Below are 16,862 nucleotides of genomic sequence, written 5' to 3' on the forward strand. Positions count from 1 at the left end.
CAGGTGATGAAAAAACGCGTTCTTCCATTTTTTCTCTGTGCATTCGTGCTGCTTTTCTCGGTACGTGCGCAGGCTCATCCACACAGCTGGATTGATCTGGAAACCACACTTCTGTTTGATGATCAGGGACGCGTCACGGGCCTGTGGGTCGGCTGGCTGTTTGATGATTTCTATTCCGCCTACACGCTGGAAGAAACCGCGCGCAATGAAGATGGCACGTTTGATCAGAAAGATCTGGATGCCCTCGCCGAACGCAACCTGACCAATCTGGAAGAATATTCTTATTTCACCTACATCCGTGCGGATGAAAAGCAACAAACCTATAAGAAGGTGACGGATTACAAAACCTTTGTTGACGGGCATCGCTTGTGGATGGAATTCAGCGTCATGCTGGAAACCCCAATTGATCCTGTAACCCACAAAGTCGACTATGCGGTTTATGATCCGACCTATTATGTAGAAGTGCTGCATGCCCTTGACGGCGATCCGATCCAGATGGTCGGCAATACCAACGGCTGTGGCTATCAATTGAAAAAGCCCGAACCACCCAAGGAACTGAGCCTCATGGCCGCAGCCCTGGATAAAACCGAAACGGCTGGTGACGGCATTGGTGTCTCTTTTGCAGAACGTGTGATCCTGACATGCTCTTAGTCTTTGCAATTCTTACTGCGATTTTACTTTTCCCTGTCGATGCCCTTGCCAGCGAGGCAGGCTTGTGGACAGAAACGGTTTATTATATCCGCACCCAGCAACAGCTTTTCCACCGCGAACTGGCAAGCGCCATCCGCGCCATTCAGGACGGTGGCATGGCTGCCATCTGGGGCATGATCGGCATCAGCTTTCTTTATGGTGTTTTCCATGCGGCAGGCCCCGGTCATGGCAAAGCGGTGATCAGTACCTACCTGTTAAGTCATGAAAGCAAGTTAAAGCGCGGCATTTACCTGTCTTTTGCCTCCGCCTTCGTGCAAGGCTTGAGCGCCATTTTCCTGGTGATGGGTCTTGTCGGCATTTTGGGTTGGTCGCGCAGTGAAGCAAAGGACACTGTGCCGATTTTGGAAATGGCGAGTTTTGGTCTGATCGCTGTCATCGGAATCGTTCTGATGAAACGCGCACTATCTGCCTTGTGGAAACGCTATCAGCATCAGAAACACAGTCATAATCATACCCACCATGACCACGGACATCATCACCACGAACATGGTCACGATCATCATGGTCATGATCACAACCATAGCCACAACCACGATCATCACCATGACGGTGACGATCATGTCTGCGGCACCTGTGGTCATTCCCATGCGCCCACACCGGAAATGCTGGAAGAACAAACCAGTATCCGCGACACGCTTGCCATCATTGTTTCCGTTGGTATCCGCCCCTGCAGTGGCTCTGTCCTGATGCTGGTTTTTGCCCAGATTATCGGGCTGGGCTGGGCTGGGATCGGCGCTGTTTTCGCCATTTCCTTCGGCACGGCGCTTACCGTCAGTGCGCTGGCTATTCTGGCTGTTTACTTCCGCCGTGGTGCATTATTCCTGGCGGATCGCCAAGGGGGCAACTTTATCCAGAATATGTCACTAAGTGCCGCCTTTGTCGGTGGCTTGTTCATCACCATGTTGGGGGCTTCGCTGTTGATTGAAGCCAGCAAAAGCCCCCATCCACTTTTCTAAACCTTAGACAAAAAAAAGGAGAAGACCAGACCCTGACAACGGGGTGTTGGAGGCAGAAAGAACTCTCAGGGCCTGATCTTCTATGAGGTGGAGGGGACTAAATACGACGATCAATATCAACGAAGTCGACGCCGCGGCTTGGATGACGTCCCAAGCGACGCATCATGGCCGATTCAGGTTCCGGCCGTGAAATCAAGACAGAACAATGGGCCTGATTGATCAGCCGCAAGGTCCGGTTACCAACAATCGCATTGACCAACGGATTGCCCGGTGAGCCTTCTGTGACCAATAAATCAGCCGTGGATTCTTTTAAGTAATCAATCACCACATCTTCCATATCGCCATGTTTGGCAATCGGGGTGCCAACTAAAGGCTCCCCCAAGACCTGTTTGGTCAGGGTGACGACCTTTTCCAAGGCCTGATAATGGGCTTCCTGTGACACATTAAAACGAACTTCATCGGGCAGTTCACTTAATAACATGTCGCGTTCAGTCCCTTCAAATTCCCAAGCAAACAGAATATCAAGCGCAGCACCTTCACGTTTTGCGAGAGACGACGCCATTTCCAGGATGCGGCGATTGATCGGACAGGTAAGCGCATCTTCCTTACCCGCATTCACGGCAGCAACAATCTTGCGATAGTTGGTGGATTGACCTGGACGCACGACCCAGATGGGGCAATTGGTCCGGCGCATCAATTCCGGTGTCAGGTCTGTGCCCAACAACTGTGCCCAGCCACTGCTATATTCCGTCGGGGTGACGATCAGATCGAAGGCTTCTTCTTCGACGCAAGCCAGTGTTTCTTCCAGCTGATCACCGGATTTGACGATCACATTAACCCGGCCTTCCAGTTCCACGCCCAGAAACAGGCGGCGCATCAGGTGTTTGCGTTCGGCGACCATGGCCTTCATATCGATTTTCTGATCGACCACGTGCAGCACGTTAAGGTCCGCTTCATTTTGGCGGGCAAGCGAGATGGCTTTATCCAGCGTTTCTTCTGCCCCAATGCCCATATCATAGATCGCAAGTATGTTCTTAAACCGTTTCATTTTACTATCCCTTCATTAGGTTGCAGAAGTCGCACCCGCAGGCACAGCTTGTTTCTTATCCGCAAGGCTGCGTTTCAGGACAATCACACCCACAAAGGTGGACAGGATCGATCCCATAATCACGCCCAGGCGAACGGCATTTAATTGTTCGGATGTTTCAAAGGCCAGCGTTCCGATAAACAGGCTCATGGTGAAGCCAATCCCGGTCAGGCAAGCCACGCCATAGACCTGCATCCAGTTGACACCACGCGGCAGGCGACAAATCCCTATCTTGACCGCAATCCAGGAGAAACTGAAGACCCCGATTTGCTTGCCGACAAACAGGCCCAGCGCAATCCCCAGCGGCAGTGGCTGTAACAGGCTGGCAAAAGACATACCTGCGAAAGACACACCGGAGTTAAAGAAGGCAAAGATGGGGATAATCATAAAGGCGACCCAGGGGTGCAGCCCATGTTCCACATGCTTGAGCGGTGAATGACCACCTTTTTCCGCCAGCGGTACGGTCAGCGCAATCATCACCCCTGCCAAAGTGGCATGAACGCCTGATTTCAGCACACCAACCCAAACGACAAGGCCAATCAGTACATATGGCGCGAGTGCACGAACCCCCATACGGTTCAGGGCCACCAATAGACCAAAGCCACCCAGCCCAAACATCAGGGATGTGGTCGATAGATTGTCTGTATAGAAAAGCGCAATAGCAATAATCGCCCCCAGATCATCAATGATGGCAATACCCAGCAAAAAGACTTTCAGCGCAACAGGGACGCGCGGGCCCAGCAAGGCCAGAATGCCCAGCGCAAAGGCGATATCCGTTGCCGCCGGGATCGCCCAGCCGGAGAAATTTTCAGGTGTTGAAAGGTTCACGCCCAGATAAACGAGGGCTGGGATCAACATGCCGCCCACCGCCGCAATCAGCGGCAAGGCAGCGCGATCAAAGGTGGACAGTTCACCTTCCATCACTTCACGTTTGATCTCCAGCCCCACCAGGAAGAAGAAAATGGCCATCAGGCCATCATTCACCCAAAGTAAAAGCGGTTTGTTAATCTCCAGCGGGCCTGCTTGCACAATCACAGGCGCGTTCAACAAGGCCATATACCATGATGAAAGCGCACTGTTGTTGACAATCAGAGCCAAAAACGCGGCGCCAATCAGCAACAGGCCGCCGGCTGTCTCCTTATTTATGAAGCCATTTTGCTCCGTTGATACATTTGTCATTTCTTACATTCCTGGTGGTTTTAATCGTTAAAACCTATGGTAATGTGATTTTTTTGATAAATATAATAGAAAGAAATACCAATTTATGATAGGACATAACTATTGAATAGGAGATCCCCATGCCAACCCTGCGTCAACTGCAATATCTCGTCGCTGTCGATGATGAACGCCATTTCGGGCGGGCGGCAGATCGGGTCCATGTGGCCCAGCCGACCTTAAGCGCACAACTTTCCACGCTGGAACATCGCCTGGAAACCCGCCTGTTTGATCGATCCAGAAAAGGCGTTTCCCCCACCCCGGCAGGTCAGGAAATTATCGCGCGCGCCCGCAAAATTCTGGCGGATGTAGAAGACCTGGTGGAATTTGCCAAACAGATTGAAAACCCGCTCAGTGGCCGTCTGCGTCTTGGGGTGCCGCCCACATTGGGCCCTTACATACTACCCCATATCGTGCCCACGCTTCATATCCAGTTTCCGCAACTAAAACTTTTTGTCAGCGAAGGGGCGCCCAAAGATATCCAGAACCAACTGGCCGAAGGCAAACTGGATGTTGCCTTAAGTCCGCTCCCCATTGTGTCGCCCAAACTGAATAAAGCTTTGATTTTCAGTGAAGATTTGCATGTGGTGATGGCCAACGACCATCCGTTTGCACAAAAGGACACACTGGAAGGCAAGGACCTGAAGAACGAGAAAGTCCTAACCATGGAAACCGGGCACCATCTGCACAATCAGGTAAAGGACCTCTGTACCCTTTATGGGGCAGAACTGCTTTATGATTACGCAGGCACCAGTCTGGATGCCTTGCGTCATATGGTCGGTATGGGTGCCGGGATTTCCTTTTTCCCCACCCTGTACATCCTGTCAGAAATCAAGGGACGCGATGGATTGAGCGTGAAAAAATTGACGCAAAATCGACCGACCCGCGACATCGCGCTTGTCTGGCGCAACGACAGCCGACTGGATGCGCAATATCTTGAACTGGCTGAATTGTTTCGCAAAAAAAGCGAAGAAATTATGCAGACTTAGGGTTTCACACATTTCGAACAATGACCACGCACTTCAATGGTGGTGGTTTCTGCCACAAAGGCCTGTCTGCTTGACCATTGGTTTAACAAAGCAGAGACTTTCGGCAGCTCAAACTCCGCGACTTCACCACAGTCGTTACAGATAGAAAAAGCGCTGAACCCGCTGTGGTCATGATCATGGGCACAGACCACAAAAGCGTTCAAACTTTCCAGCTTGTGGATCAGTTCCAGTTCCATCAGCTTATCAAGTGCACGATAAATCTGGGGCGGGGCACGCAGACCTTCATCGCGCAGCTGATCCAGCAGATTATAAGCCGTCTGGGGCGCATCGGACCGTTTCAGGCAATCCAGCACAAGTTGCTGATTCTTGGTTAATGTCGTTTTCATGATGGCTTCCCCTTTCTGCGCTGAATAAGGCTGACCCCAAACAACATCATGGCTGCGACCACAATGGATGGCCCGGACGGCGTATCATATTGCAAAGACCCCCAAAGGCCCAGCACAACCGACAGCACACCAATCATAGCCGCCAACACGGCCATCATTTCCGGTGTGGTTGAAAACCTGCGCGCACTGGCGGCCGGAATGATCAACAGGGCGGTGATCAACAACACCCCGACGATCTTGATGGCAATTGCCACCACCCCGGCCATTAACACCATAAAGACCAGTTTGCTCTGTTGTGGCTTCAACCCTTCCACCAGCGCCAGATCCTCATTCACCGTTGCCGCCAATAAGGGGCGCCATAGATAGGCCAGAACCGTCAGAATGACGAAGGTGCTGAGATAAACCAGTAAAATATCCGTCTTGGTCACCGCCAGAATATCACCGAACAGGTACGCTTCCAGATCAATGCGCACCCAAGTCATAAAAGCGACCAGCACCAGCCCGATGGCCAGGGAAGAATGCGATAAAATCCCCAAGAGCGAATCGGTCGGTAATGACCGTCGTCTCTGCAAGGCAACCAACAAGAGGGAGACCAGCAAGGCAATGACAAACACGCCCAACGTCATTGAAAATTCAAATAAAAAGGACAACGCCACACCCAATAATGCGCTATGGGCCATGGTGTCCCCATAATAGGCCATGCGCCGCCAGACAACAAAACATCCCAGCGGGCCAACACAAAGCGCCACCCCGATCCCGGCAATCAGCGCGCGGAAGAAGAAATCATCCAGCATGACGATCTCCTTTTTCGTGGTCATGATGCCCGTCTTCATGATGGCAATGATCGGTGATGGATCCATCGGCATGCATGACCCGGCCGTCATCAAGATGGGTATGGTCGTGTTTATGCTGATAAAGGGCAAAAGAATTTGCTGCGTGTTCGCCAAACAATTCCTGATATTTCGGATTATTCGCAACCGTCTGTGGGGTCCCTGTGCAACAAACATGACCGTTCAGACATAGGACCCGGTCAGTCTGTGCCATCACCACATGCAAATCATGAGAAATAAGCAAAACACCACAATTCGTCTTGTCGCGAAAACTGCTGATCAGATCATAAAGCAACGCTTCACCCGTATAATCCACCCCTTGCACCGGTTCATCCAGTAACAAAAGGTCCGGCTGTCCGATCATGGCGCGTGCCAGCAACACACGTTGGAATTCACCACCTGACAACGCATGGACCGGGCTATTGGCATGTTCAAGCATGCCGACACTATGCAACATATCCTCAATGACATCATCATTATAATGCGCAGACAGTTTCATCAGGCGGCGCACCGTCATGGGCAAGGTTGCATCAATACTTAATTTCTGCGGGACATAGCCAATACGCAGACCGGGGCGTTTATAAGCCTCACCTTCGCGTAATTTCATCAGACCGATGGCAGCTTTCAAGGTGGTACTTTTACCAGACCCGTTGGGACCGATCAGACTTACAATTTCACCGGGATGAACCACCAGGTCCACATCACGAATGAGCCAGCGTTCATTTTCATAAACACCCGCACTTTTTAATGAAATCAATGGCTTATCAAAATCAGTCATTCGCCGCATTGCAATCCTGTTTTTTCCTTGAAGCGACCCTTACCATATGTAATAACATAACACAATTCGTTATATTATAACATATGGACCCTTTCATGGCTTTTAGATTCCCCGTTATCGCACTTACGTCCTTCCTTGCTCTTTCCACTGTTGCGCAAGCTGCGCCCAAGGTTGTGGTCTCAATCAAACCACTTCATGGGCTGGTCAGCGGTGTGATGGACGGGGTTGGTAAACCTGAACTTCTGATCAAAGCCGTGCAGTCCCCACACCATTTCTCCCTCAAACCATCTGATGCACGCAAAGTGCAGAATGCCGATGCGGTGATTTGGGTGTCGGAAGAACTGGAAACCAACCTCGCGAAATCCTTAAAGTCGCTGAACTCCAAAGGTCTGTCCCTTGTGATGCTTGCAGAAGAGCATGACGATCATAAAGAACACGACAAGCATGACGACCATGATCACCATGATAATCACAAAGGTCATGATGATGAGCATGACCACCACCATGAGATAGACGCCCATATCTGGCTTGATCCCCGCCAGGCTATCGAAATGGTGGAAAAAATTGAAGCTGGCCTCAGCAAGATTGATCCGGCCAGTGCCAAAACCTACGCCAAAAATGCACATAACCTGCATGTAAAGCTGGAAAAGCTGGATCACGATATCCATGACCAATTACATGATGTTGAAGATAAAGCTTTTGTTGTGTTCCACGACGCCTTTGGCCATTTCAACAAACGCTATCACATGAACCAGGCAGGCGTTGTCGCCCTCAGCCCCGAGTCTGCACCGGGTGCCAAACACATCCGCCATATGCGTGAACTTGTGAAAACCAAGAACGTCAAATGTGTTTTCTATGAGCCGCAGTTCTCCGACAAAATGGTCAAAACGGTTATTGAAGGCACACAGATCAAGACAGCCAAACTGGACCCACTGGGCGCAGATTTTGATGCAGGCCCACAGCACTATTTCCAGATGATGAATAACATTGGTACGACGCTCAAAACCTGCCTGGGCAGTTGATTAATTCAGTAATTCTGGATCGCCCACATTATAAGATGCGATGATTTCGTCATACCGACCGGAATCTCGCATCTTTTTTAATCCCACATTAAACGCCTTGCAGACCGCCTCATCCTTAAAGACGGCGCTGAAATGACTGGGATCAAACAGGCGATGATGGGTGACTTCCTGTGTGGTATCAGTCACCTGGGTGACCGTTTCATCATTGCGATACCATTCAAAGATATAACGATCAGCCACCACAACATCGGTGCGCCCGGTGAACAGCAATTTGTTCTGCACACTCTGATCAGCAATTTCACGATAGAGCTTGTTGGTCAGTGCCATTTCATGAAATTTTGGCCCCAGATAATGTTTGGCATTCTGAAAGGAAAGCACGGTCTTGTCCTGCAGGTCCCAAACCGTATCAATCTTCAGCCCCTTCTTCTTCAGGGTGATGGCGAAATTCCAATAGGTGATATGGGTATCGGTATAACATCCGGGTAAATCATCACGCCCCGTTGACATGATGCCGTCAACCTTGCCATGCTGGATCAAATGAAGGGTGCGGCCAAGCGGCACATAAACGGGCTGCATCTTATAGCCCTGGGACGCCAGAACCTCTTTTAAGATATCAAATTCAATCCCGCGATTTTCTTCCTTGATAACATATGGCGGAATGGACAGGCCAACACCCACCTTTAAGGTTTTTTCCTCTGCTGATACAGAATTAAAACCTAAAAGTGCAATACAAACAACAAATGCGAAAACAAGATTTTTCATATCCTTTGATTTGAGGGTTAGCCGAATAAAGTGCAAGCCTAAATTTCTTTTTTTCAAAAGATTCTTTGGCTAAGCTGCTTTCAGACAATTCCATGGGACGGCATAAAGAATGACGAAACCTGCACAAAAAGAGTTTAAGGACCTGAGCGCAAAAGAAAAAGGCCAGCATCTGTTTGCCAAGGCAACCCACCTGCATAAACAAAATCAATTTGGGGAAGCCCTTAAATTCTATGCCCAGTCCGTCGCCTTTTACCCCGCCCAACCCGATGCCTATAACAATATGGCCGTTGCCCTTCGCAAATTGCAGCGATTCGACGCTGCCCTCGCCTGCTATCACAAGTCTTTAACTCTACGCGACGATCATGCCGGGACCTATTCCAATATGGGCAATGTGTTAAATGACCTGGACCGGATAGATCAAGCCATTGAAGCCCATGAAAAGGCCGTTGCCCTCAAGCCCGACGACCTGCTTTATCTCTATAACAAAGCGCTTGTCCTGCGCGACGCCGGGCGATGTGACGAAGCCATCCGTGATTTTGAAACCATTCTGGAAAAAGATCCCAATTACAAAGACTGTCGCTGGGATATGGCGCTAACCTATCTAATGAAGGGGGATTTAAAGACCGGCTTTGCCAATTATGATGCGCGCTGGAATCTGGATAAAAGCCCACCGCGCGATTTCCAGCAACCACGCTGGGAAGGCGAAAATATTCAAGGTAAAACCCTGTTCATCCACCGCGAGCAAGGCTTTGGCGACGCCATCCAGTTTGTCCGCCTGTTACCCGAACTTAAAAAACGCACGGACGCAACCATCATTCTGGAATGCCAGCCCGAACTGGTCAAACTGTTCAAAGACCTGGACGGCGTGGATCAACTGGTCATGTTTGGCAGCACCCCGCCCGCCTTTGATTACTGGGTGCCCCTGTTGAGTCTGGGGCATTTGCTGGATGTGGTGGAAGACAATATCCCGGGCACCATTCCTTATCTCACGCCCCCCACTGAAAGTCGTTTTCGTCTGCGCCCAGCGCCCAAAGGGGGCTTAAACATAGGGATTTGCTGGGGCGGCAGTCCAACTCATCAAAATGATCGGCGTCGTTCGGTCAATATCGAACGGTTTATGCCGCTTTCCGGTTATAAAGACGTCACAGTCTTTAGCCTGCAAAAAGGGGATCGCGCCCAAGAACTGCTGCAATCCGGCGGATCCTGCCTGTTTATTGATGCAGGTCGTGATGTTCAGGATTTTGCCGATTCTGCGGCCATCATCAACCAGCTGGATCTGGTCATCACCATTGATACGTCCGTTGCCCATCTGGCAGGCGGACTTGGAAAGCCTGTCTGGTTGTTGCTGCCTTTCACGCCGGACTGGCGCTGGATGCTTCATCGTGAAGACACTCCCTGGTATCCCGACATGCGTATTTTCCGCCAAGACAGTCCCGGTGATTGGGACAGTGCATTTGACAAACTCTATAGTGCCTTGAATGATAAGCTTCTCTTAAGCTAAAATATGTATACTCTTGAATAGTTTATAGAAGGAAAGTCAGTTCGATGTCCGAAGGTGGGACAATTCGCAAGCTCAAAGACGGGGAGATTATCTTCAAAGAAGGTGATCCGAGCGGGTCTGCGTTTGTCATCATGAAAGGTAGTGTGGAACTGACAAAAAACAGTAAATTCGGCGCTGTTCTGCTGGCAAAACTCAAGACTGGAGAACTGTTTGGCGAAATGGGAGTGATTGACGGCAGCCCACGTAGCGCAACGTCACGCGCCGTTGGCCCGACAGCTGTAAAAGAGATTTCGCCGGACACGCTGTTAAACGGTATTCAAAACGATCCAGATTTATCATCAAAGGTCATGTCCAAACTGGTGGAACGTCTGCGCGCAGCCGATGATATGCTGGCGAAAGCTGGTGTGTCCCCTGCTGACGGGTCCACCACACGTGCGCCAGCAAAACCCGGCGCCACCGGACAGCAGCCGAAAAAGAAAGGCTTTTTGTCGCGTCTGTTCAGTTCCAACAAAGGACGCGAAGCCACCTTTGAAATCGTTGTGGCCGACCTGTTTGATGACCCCGATAAAAAAGCCACCTTGCTTTTATATAACACGCTGAAATCCGTTGCTGAACAGATCGGTGGCGGGTTGATCAATGTGCGCCGCACCGATTCGGCCTTTGCCTTTGCTGATTTTTCCGACACGCCCATGGTCTGGGGGCAAATACGCAAGAACGCGCATAACTGGCTCACGGAACAGGAAGGCGATCTGCTGGTCTGGGGGCAGGCACGCGCAGGTGGACAGACCCTGCATCTGCGCATGACCCAAAGCCACCCGCTGCGACATGATCGCGCCGGATATATCCAGCCCTGTGATGCCATCGACATCCCGGTTGATATGGAAGAGATCATCCCCGGTTATCTTTATGCTATGTGTGTCGGCGCTATGATCCCGGCAGACAAGGCCCAGCGCGAAGCTTATGAAGCCGTGCTTGGTCCTGCACTGGATGCAGCCCGACCGGCCATGAAAAAACGCATGCGTGATCTGGACCCGGACGAACAGGTCCGCTTTGAAGTCGGTTTTGCCAATCTTCTTGCCACCTGCGGGATCACCAAGAAAAAACCGGATCGTCTAAAAGAATCCGAAGAAACTTACCACAAAGCGTTACGCAACATGCGGCGCACCAAATCCCCCATGTTGGAAGGGATCATCAAACGCCATCTGGGATTTGTCCAAAGCGCCTGGTTTGATCAGGGTGGTGAAGCCAACCTGTTGGAAGCCGCCATCGAAACCCTGCGTGAAGCTTGCGAATTTTTCACCAAAGGAGGCTTCCCCAACGAATGGGCAGACCTGCAAATCGTCATTGGGCAGTTACTGTTCAAAAAGGACCAGATGGATGAAAATAACACCGCCCTTCGCGAAGCCATCGCTGCTTTCCAGGGGGCGTTGCAGGTCTATACTGCCTCCACCACGCCGCGCAGATGGGGGGATGCCAAACATAATCTGGCCCGTGCCCTTCAAACGCTGGGCAGTCAGCTCGGCGATCTGGACATGATCGCGCGATCGGCAGAAGCCTGTCGTGAAGCCTTGGCTGTGCGCAATAAAATGCAGACCCCCATGTTGTGGGCGGCAACACAGAATAATCTTGGCTCTGCCCTTTTCATGCTGTCACAGAAGACCCGCAAACCCGAAACCGCCGAAGCCGCAGTCAAAGCCTTCCAGGCTGCCCTTGAAGTCTATCAGGCCCACAATGCCCAAAAGCTTGCCCAGGTGACCGAGAAAAACCTGATGCGCGCTCAAGAAGTCTCCCTTGATCTAGGGCCCAGCAAGAATGCCAAAATTGATGAAGAACTCGGCTTTGATCCTGACTCTTTTGATCAGGATGAAGACGACATCATTGATGATGATGCCCAAACTTCCGCATAGCCGGTATCTCTACCCAATACAAAATAACTAACGGTTATAATTTTGCATATATATAGTTGATTTTTAGACATCTTATCTTTATTAATAATTTAAAATATAACGGTGTCGGTCAAACTAGGTTGTAATTCTATATTCTTTTAAGAGTATAGGTGCTAACTTTGTAACTAAAGATCATTCATGATCGGATAACAATAAGGGCGCTGGGTATTGATGAATATGTCAAAAGACTTCGAAATGATTGAAATGGATGTGGGAATCGCTGCCCACACCGTTACTACGGCTTTGGACTATGTCGGCGTAGATGACAGAAGTCATGGGCGTCGCGTCGGTTTGATCTGCCATCGAATTTCCCATTATCTGGGCTGGGGCCGCGACAAACGTCATTTCAGCCTGTTGGCAGGTATGCTCCATGACTGCGGGGTTTCTTCCACTGCCACCCATCAAAAACTACTGGATGAAATTGAATGGTCTGGTGCAGATGAACATTGCGCACGCGGTGAATTCTTTCTCAGCAGCTTCGAACCCTTTAAACATTATAAAACCGCTGTTCGCTACCATCACACACGTTGGGAAAAGCTGCCCGACGATCTGGATGACGAAACCAAAGAAATCGCTAATCTCATCTTTCTGGCTGATCGTCTGGATGTGGAATTCTGCGTTTTCAACCTGAACAATCCAAAATACAGGATCCTGCAGAAGAAAGAGTTTGTCTTAAACAAACTTGAATCTTTTATCGGTACGCTCTTTTCTGAAAAGATTTTTGAAGCCGCGCGAAAAGCCGTGCAAAAAGACAGTTTCTGGCTGGAACTGCGCGATGAATATCTGGATGAAGCCATCTTTGAAACACTGGCTTATTCCGATCACAGTGTCACTCTCAGCTTCAATCAGGTCGAAGCATTGGGGGAACTGATCTCTCTGATCGTTGATGCCAAAAGCCCCTTTACCCATTTCCATAGCCTGCGGGTGGCTGATCTCGCCTACACCATTGCCGGCCTGATGGGGCTGGAAGAAAAAGACCGCCGCACCTTGCGGATTGCCGGATTGCTTCATGACGTTGGAAAGCTGCGCACCCCGGATGAAATTCTGGAAAAACCCGAAGCCTTGACAGAAGATGAATCATCACAAATGCGCAGCCATCCGCTGGACAGCAAACGGGTTTTGAAAGCCATTTTCCCCAATACGCCCATCGCCAAATGGGCCTCTGAACATCATGAAAAACTGGATGGGTCCGGCTATCCCTTTGGCTGGTCAGCCGATCAGATCGATCTGCCCACACGAATTCTGACCATCGCTGATATCTTCCAGGCCCTTTGTCAGAAACGCCCCTATCGTGCGCGTCTGAAGGCCGAAAAAGTCATCAATATCATGGAAGGCATGGTGGCGGATGGCCAGCTGGATAGAGAAGTGTTCGACATGGCACGCGCCAACGCTGATGAACTTTACAAAATTGCCATCCGCGAAGGGACCAGTTCTTAAAAAGCCCCCTATCCAAGGCATCTGAACTCGACTATAAAGCATCCACACTAAGTCATGTAACAGGATCGCTCTTATGGAAATCGAAGGTAAAATCGTACAAGTCCTCCCGCTTAAATCCGGCAAGTCCGCAAAAGGGGAATGGAGTAAGCAAGAGTATATCCTGGAAACCGACGGCCAGTATCCAAAGAAAGTCTGCTTCATGGTCTGGGGCGACAAAATTGATGAAATGGCCATCAAACAGGGCGAACGCTTAACTGTTTCCATCGACATTGAAAGCCGTGAATATAATGGCCGTTGGTATACAGATGTTAAGGCCTGGCAGGTAAACCGCGGCCAGCGTCAGGACCAGGGCGCCCCCATCGGCAGCGGTGCCGTCGAATTTGAAACGGACCAACCATACAATTCTTCGCCCATCGATGATGAGATCCCGTTCTAGGATGGCTTAGTCAGAAAAGACAATCCCTGTCAGCCCCTTGGTATCACTGATCAATCCTTGTGAATAATAAAGATTGGCAAGTGTGTTCAGCTTTTGCAAACTGATATGCCCCAACGGCGTGTCAGGAGGCAAAGCCAGTTTCCTTAGCTCATGGCCCTCAAAAATGAGACTGGCTAATGTTTTATTCTGCTTATTATATTTATTAAAAATTATCTCAGCTGTTTCTTCTATATTTTCAAAAGCATAGTCCCACCCTTTTAAAGAGGCAGCCTTGAAACGACTCACACGTTCCGGATGGTTCATTGTCTCCCGGATCGAGGTAAAAAGCATATCTCCATAAAAACCTTCCACATAGTCTTTGGGACGGAAGGCCAAAAACGGCACGCCACGTTCCTGCAACACATAAGGTTCATTGGAAATATAACAGGCCATGGCGTCGGTGGTGCCATCAATCAGATCATCCAGATTATAGCTATGCTTCTGACTCACAATATCATGCGGGGAAATGCCCTCTTTGGCAAACATGCCAAAATAATCCGCCGCCAATAAGGCATCTGGACTGACCATGACTTTGCGCCCGATCAGATTGGTCAGCCTCTCAATGCCGTTGCCTTTGCGCACGAGCAAGACAGACGGGCTTTCCTGAAAGATCGCTGCCAGTACCACAACCGGCTTGCCATTTAATCGATCCACCACCAGCGAAGATCGCCCCGTGCCGAAATTCACCACACCGGTTCTGACCAAATCGACTACATTCTGGCTGCCTTCTTCATAAGGGACAATTTCCACATTCAGACCAGCGTCGCGATAGAATCCCTTTTCCTTTGCCACATAATATCCGGCAAACTGAAACTGATGTAGCCATTGCAGCTTTAATGAAAGCTTTTCCAGCGTTTGTGCCTGGACAGAACCTAGAAAAGTACAGACCGTCACACAAAGGGGGATCAGAATTAACTTAGCCTTTGATAATATTTTTGAGCACATATCACCTTCTCTTATATCTATTTATAATTGAGATATCATAAATAAATATGCCCGGCATACCCTATTCAGGTGATCCACCCGCAGGATCTATGGGAAATAGGCAATAAATACCAGGAATTGAAACCAATGGGCCTGAAACGAACAAAGCCTCAAGGCGTTAACCTTGAGGCTTTGAAAGTGGCGCGCCCAGAAGGAGTCGAACCTCCAACCGCCTGATTCGTAGTCAGGTACTCTATCCAGTTGAGCTATGGGCGCATACTTTATGTCGTGACCCCGAAGAGCCATCCCCTGTTGGGGTGGCGCGGAAAGTAGCGATCTCGACCCCATCGGTCAAGAGGAAAAACACAGTTTTTTTCAAAAAAATTACAGAAAGTTCGATCTGAGGCTATTTGATTGCAAAAAAAGACAAATACGCCCTTGTCTGTGTTGTTTCCTTTAGGGTAAGATTTGCTCGCATTTATCTGGGGGAACCAAGGCTTTACCTCAGGGGAAACTAAATAATTAATTAACCAATTTATTTTAAGTTGGTTTCGGGACTTATAAAAAAGGTAGCCGTACACTATGGTTCTTAAGTGGTCAAAGGCAGGGGTAGTACTTACAGCACTCACGTTGTCTGCATGTTCTTTTACAGAAGAAGCGCTCTGGCCTTCTCTGACAGGGGAAGAAGCCGCAGAAAACTCTGCGACATCGCAAGAAGCTGGACAGGAAGTCGCAGCGACACAAGCCGCGGGTCAACCCGCTCTTGGTACAACAAACTTCGAACCTGCGCCGATTACGCCAGGTGAAGCCACAGGCACGTTTGTTGGTAAAAAAGTTCAGGCGATGCGCGCAGAGCTCAGCCAACTGATCAATCAGATTCGTACCCATAATGGGGAATTGCAGGACCTGCGTGCTAAAACAGTTCAGGATTCGCAGCGTTATCACGGCACAGTTGCCGCGATCAATGCGCGCCTGCAAGTCGGCACCACACCCGGCAACCCGATTTTGGTCCAGCAATTTAACAGCTCTCTGGCTGATCTTGATCGTCTGAGCAGCGACATCGCCCAAATGAATTCACTGGCACAGAAAGTTGCTGAAGATTCCACCATGTCTTCTTACATGCTGGAATCCGTTCAGGCGACCTTTGGTATTTCCGGTGCAGTTGATGAAGATCACCGTCAGTTGGCTATCCTGCAGGATGAAGTCAATCAGACCGTCGTTCTGATCCAGCGCCTGCTCAGCGAAGTAACCGAAGACGTTCGTCGCCAGACAAACTATGTGGCAGCTGAACGTGCGAACCTCAATACACTGGCTGCTGGTGTAAAAGCGGGTGAGATTTACGGGACATCCCTTTCCAACCGCATGGCTGCGCCGACAACTGGCATCACAACAACCGTGACCCGCCCGAACTTCCAGCGCACCGCACAACAGCCAAACCGTCGCCCACTGGCCGTTATCCGTTTTGACCGCACGAAAGTGAACTACCAGCAAGCCCTTTACACAGCTGTAAAGCGCGTGCTGGATCGTCGCCCGGATGCCGTCTTTGATCTGGTTGCAGTGACACCGTCACAAGTGTCCCCGGGTCAACAAGCTATCGGCGCCACACAAGCACGTCGCCAGGCCGAACAGGTTCTGCGCAGCCTCACAGAAATGGGTCTGCCACCAAGCCGCGTTGGTCTGAGTGCAAGCAACAGCGCAACGGCGCAGACAAACGAAGTTCACCTTTATCTTCGTTAAGCCTGACACTCCTTAAAATGAGAAACCGATCTATAGAAATATGGGTCGGTTTTTTATTGCCCCTTTGACTTGACCAGCTGTTCAAGTTATTAGAGGGGCAAATTGA

The 16,862-nt window shown here is 50.0% G+C and carries 16 protein-coding genes and 1 tRNA gene; 9 read left to right on the top strand and 8 right to left on the bottom strand.

The window, feature by feature from the left end; translation table 11 throughout:
• The first annotated feature begins 6 nt into the window (after positions 1 to 6).
• Both RYZ26_RS12885 and RYZ26_RS12890 read left to right on the top strand, forming a co-directional pair.
• Entirely contained in the window at positions 7 to 651 is a 645-nt protein-coding gene (locus RYZ26_RS12885; protein WP_317683629.1) for a DUF1007 family protein, read from the top strand.
• Positions 642 to 1,667: a nickel/cobalt transporter gene (locus RYZ26_RS12890; protein WP_317683630.1), complete on the top strand. Its 1,026-nt coding sequence runs from the start codon at positions 642 to 644 to the stop codon at positions 1,665 to 1,667. The genes RYZ26_RS12885 and RYZ26_RS12890 overlap by 10 nt, the downstream gene beginning before the upstream one ends.
• Positions 1,668 to 1,764: 97 nt before the next feature.
• Here RYZ26_RS12890 and RYZ26_RS12895 read toward each other — a convergent pair whose 3' ends face one another.
• Together RYZ26_RS12895 and nhaA are read right to left on the bottom strand one after the other, a co-directional pair.
• The gene (locus RYZ26_RS12895; protein ID WP_317683631.1) at positions 1,765 to 2,715 is read right to left on the bottom strand and encodes a universal stress protein; all 951 of its coding nucleotides are present in this window, start codon (positions 2,713 to 2,715) and stop codon (positions 1,765 to 1,767) included.
• 15 nt (positions 2,716 to 2,730) lie between these two features.
• Entirely contained in the window at positions 2,731 to 3,933 is a 1,203-nt protein-coding gene (gene nhaA / locus RYZ26_RS12900) for a Na+/H+ antiporter NhaA (RefSeq protein ID WP_317683632.1), read from the bottom strand.
• Between the two features lie 119 nt (positions 3,934 to 4,052).
• Here nhaA and RYZ26_RS12905 point away from each other — a divergent pair, with 119 nt between their 5' ends.
• Entirely contained in the window at positions 4,053 to 4,958 is a 906-nt protein-coding gene (locus tag RYZ26_RS12905) for a LysR substrate-binding domain-containing protein (protein WP_317683633.1), read from the top strand.
• On the opposite strand, the gene RYZ26_RS12910 is transcribed toward RYZ26_RS12905, so the two are convergent.
• From RYZ26_RS12910 to RYZ26_RS12920, 3 genes are read right to left on the bottom strand one after another with little or no spacing between them, the layout of a single operon-like run.
• A complete protein-coding gene (locus tag RYZ26_RS12910; protein ID WP_317683634.1) occupies positions 4,955 to 5,344 on the bottom strand; it encodes a Fur family transcriptional regulator in 390 nt (129 codons plus the stop codon). The two genes, RYZ26_RS12905 and RYZ26_RS12910, sit on opposite strands and share 4 nt — an antisense overlap.
• A complete protein-coding gene (locus RYZ26_RS12915) occupies positions 5,341 to 6,162 on the bottom strand; it encodes a metal ABC transporter permease (protein ID WP_317683635.1) in 822 nt (273 codons plus the stop codon). The genes RYZ26_RS12910 and RYZ26_RS12915 overlap by 4 nt, the downstream gene beginning before the upstream one ends.
• Complete coding sequence (locus RYZ26_RS12920; protein WP_317683636.1) at positions 6,128 to 6,952, bottom strand: ATP-binding cassette domain-containing protein; 825 nt, start codon at positions 6,950 to 6,952, stop codon at positions 6,128 to 6,130. Before RYZ26_RS12920 ends, RYZ26_RS12915 begins: the two co-directional genes overlap by 35 nt.
• Positions 6,953 to 7,047: 95 nt before the next feature.
• Here RYZ26_RS12920 and RYZ26_RS12925 point away from each other — a divergent pair, with 95 nt between their 5' ends.
• Complete coding sequence (locus tag RYZ26_RS12925) at positions 7,048 to 7,974, top strand: zinc ABC transporter substrate-binding protein (protein WP_317683637.1); 927 nt, start codon at positions 7,048 to 7,050, stop codon at positions 7,972 to 7,974.
• Here RYZ26_RS12925 and RYZ26_RS12930 read toward each other — a convergent pair whose 3' ends face one another.
• A complete protein-coding gene (locus RYZ26_RS12930) occupies positions 7,975 to 8,652 on the bottom strand; it encodes a substrate-binding periplasmic protein (protein ID WP_317683638.1) in 678 nt (225 codons plus the stop codon).
• A gap of 193 nt (positions 8,653 to 8,845) precedes the next feature.
• Here RYZ26_RS12930 and RYZ26_RS12935 point away from each other — a divergent pair, with 193 nt between their 5' ends.
• The 4 genes from RYZ26_RS12935 to RYZ26_RS12950 all read left to right on the top strand — a co-directional run bounded on the left by RYZ26_RS12935 (position 8,846) and on the right by RYZ26_RS12950 (position 14,056).
• Positions 8,846 to 10,237, top strand: coding sequence for a tetratricopeptide repeat protein (locus tag RYZ26_RS12935; RefSeq protein WP_317683639.1), 1,392 nt, complete (start codon positions 8,846 to 8,848; stop codon positions 10,235 to 10,237).
• Between the two features lie 44 nt (positions 10,238 to 10,281).
• Entirely contained in the window at positions 10,282 to 12,144 is a 1,863-nt protein-coding gene (locus RYZ26_RS12940) for a cyclic nucleotide-binding domain-containing protein (RefSeq protein ID WP_317683640.1), read from the top strand.
• A gap of 216 nt (positions 12,145 to 12,360) precedes the next feature.
• Positions 12,361 to 13,620 (top strand): HD domain-containing phosphohydrolase, encoded by a 1,260-nt coding sequence (locus RYZ26_RS12945; RefSeq protein ID WP_317683641.1) that lies wholly within the window; start codon positions 12,361 to 12,363, stop codon positions 13,618 to 13,620.
• Positions 13,621 to 13,693: 73 nt separating this feature from the next.
• Complete coding sequence (locus RYZ26_RS12950) at positions 13,694 to 14,056, top strand: DUF3127 domain-containing protein (RefSeq protein ID WP_317683642.1); 363 nt, start codon at positions 13,694 to 13,696, stop codon at positions 14,054 to 14,056.
• Between the two features lie 6 nt (positions 14,057 to 14,062).
• Here RYZ26_RS12950 and RYZ26_RS12955 read toward each other — a convergent pair whose 3' ends face one another.
• A complete protein-coding gene (locus RYZ26_RS12955) occupies positions 14,063 to 15,040 on the bottom strand; it encodes an ABC transporter substrate-binding protein (protein WP_317683643.1) in 978 nt (325 codons plus the stop codon).
• Between the two features lie 178 nt (positions 15,041 to 15,218).
• A tRNA-Arg gene (locus RYZ26_RS12960) sits at positions 15,219 to 15,295 on the bottom strand.
• 354 nt (positions 15,296 to 15,649) lie between these two features.
• Here RYZ26_RS12960 and RYZ26_RS12965 point away from each other — a divergent pair.
• Complete coding sequence (locus tag RYZ26_RS12965; protein ID WP_317683644.1) at positions 15,650 to 16,756, top strand: hypothetical protein; 1,107 nt, start codon at positions 15,650 to 15,652, stop codon at positions 16,754 to 16,756.
• Positions 16,757 to 16,862 lie beyond the last annotated feature (106 nt).

Origin of the sequence: Terasakiella sediminum, from assembly GCF_033100395.1 — a bacterium.
GTDB lineage: Bacteria > Pseudomonadota > Alphaproteobacteria > Rhodospirillales > Terasakiellaceae > Terasakiella.

Bases quoted from the DNA above. Each gene is read 5' to 3' on its own strand.
- RYZ26_RS12940 (WP_317683640.1), top strand. From the start codon at position 10,282: ATGTCCGAAGGTGGGACAATTCGCAAGCTCAAAGACGGGGAGATTATC.
- RYZ26_RS12910 (WP_317683634.1), bottom strand. From the start codon at position 5,344: ATGAAAACGACATTAACCAAGAATCAGCAACTTGTGCTGGATTGCCTG.
- RYZ26_RS12920 (WP_317683636.1), bottom strand. From the start codon at position 6,952: ATGACTGATTTTGATAAGCCATTGATTTCATTAAAAAGTGCGGGTGTT.
- RYZ26_RS12945 (WP_317683641.1), top strand. From the start codon at position 12,361: ATGTCAAAAGACTTCGAAATGATTGAAATGGATGTGGGAATCGCTGCC.
- RYZ26_RS12935 (WP_317683639.1), top strand. From the start codon at position 8,846: ATGACGAAACCTGCACAAAAAGAGTTTAAGGACCTGAGCGCAAAAGAA.
- RYZ26_RS12955 (WP_317683643.1), bottom strand. From the start codon at position 15,040: ATGTGCTCAAAAATATTATCAAAGGCTAAGTTAATTCTGATCCCCCTT.
- RYZ26_RS12895 (WP_317683631.1), bottom strand. From the start codon at position 2,715: ATGAAACGGTTTAAGAACATACTTGCGATCTATGATATGGGCATTGGG.
- RYZ26_RS12890 (WP_317683630.1), top strand. From the start codon at position 642: ATGCTCTTAGTCTTTGCAATTCTTACTGCGATTTTACTTTTCCCTGTC.
- RYZ26_RS12905 (WP_317683633.1), top strand. From the start codon at position 4,053: ATGCCAACCCTGCGTCAACTGCAATATCTCGTCGCTGTCGATGATGAA.
- RYZ26_RS12950 (WP_317683642.1), top strand. From the start codon at position 13,694: ATGGAAATCGAAGGTAAAATCGTACAAGTCCTCCCGCTTAAATCCGGC.
- RYZ26_RS12915 (WP_317683635.1), bottom strand. From the start codon at position 6,162: ATGACCACGAAAAAGGAGATCGTCATGCTGGATGATTTCTTCTTCCGC.
- nhaA (WP_317683632.1), bottom strand. From the start codon at position 3,933: ATGACAAATGTATCAACGGAGCAAAATGGCTTCATAAATAAGGAGACA.
- RYZ26_RS12925 (WP_317683637.1), top strand. From the start codon at position 7,048: ATGGCTTTTAGATTCCCCGTTATCGCACTTACGTCCTTCCTTGCTCTT.
- RYZ26_RS12885 (WP_317683629.1), top strand. From the start codon at position 7: ATGAAAAAACGCGTTCTTCCATTTTTTCTCTGTGCATTCGTGCTGCTT.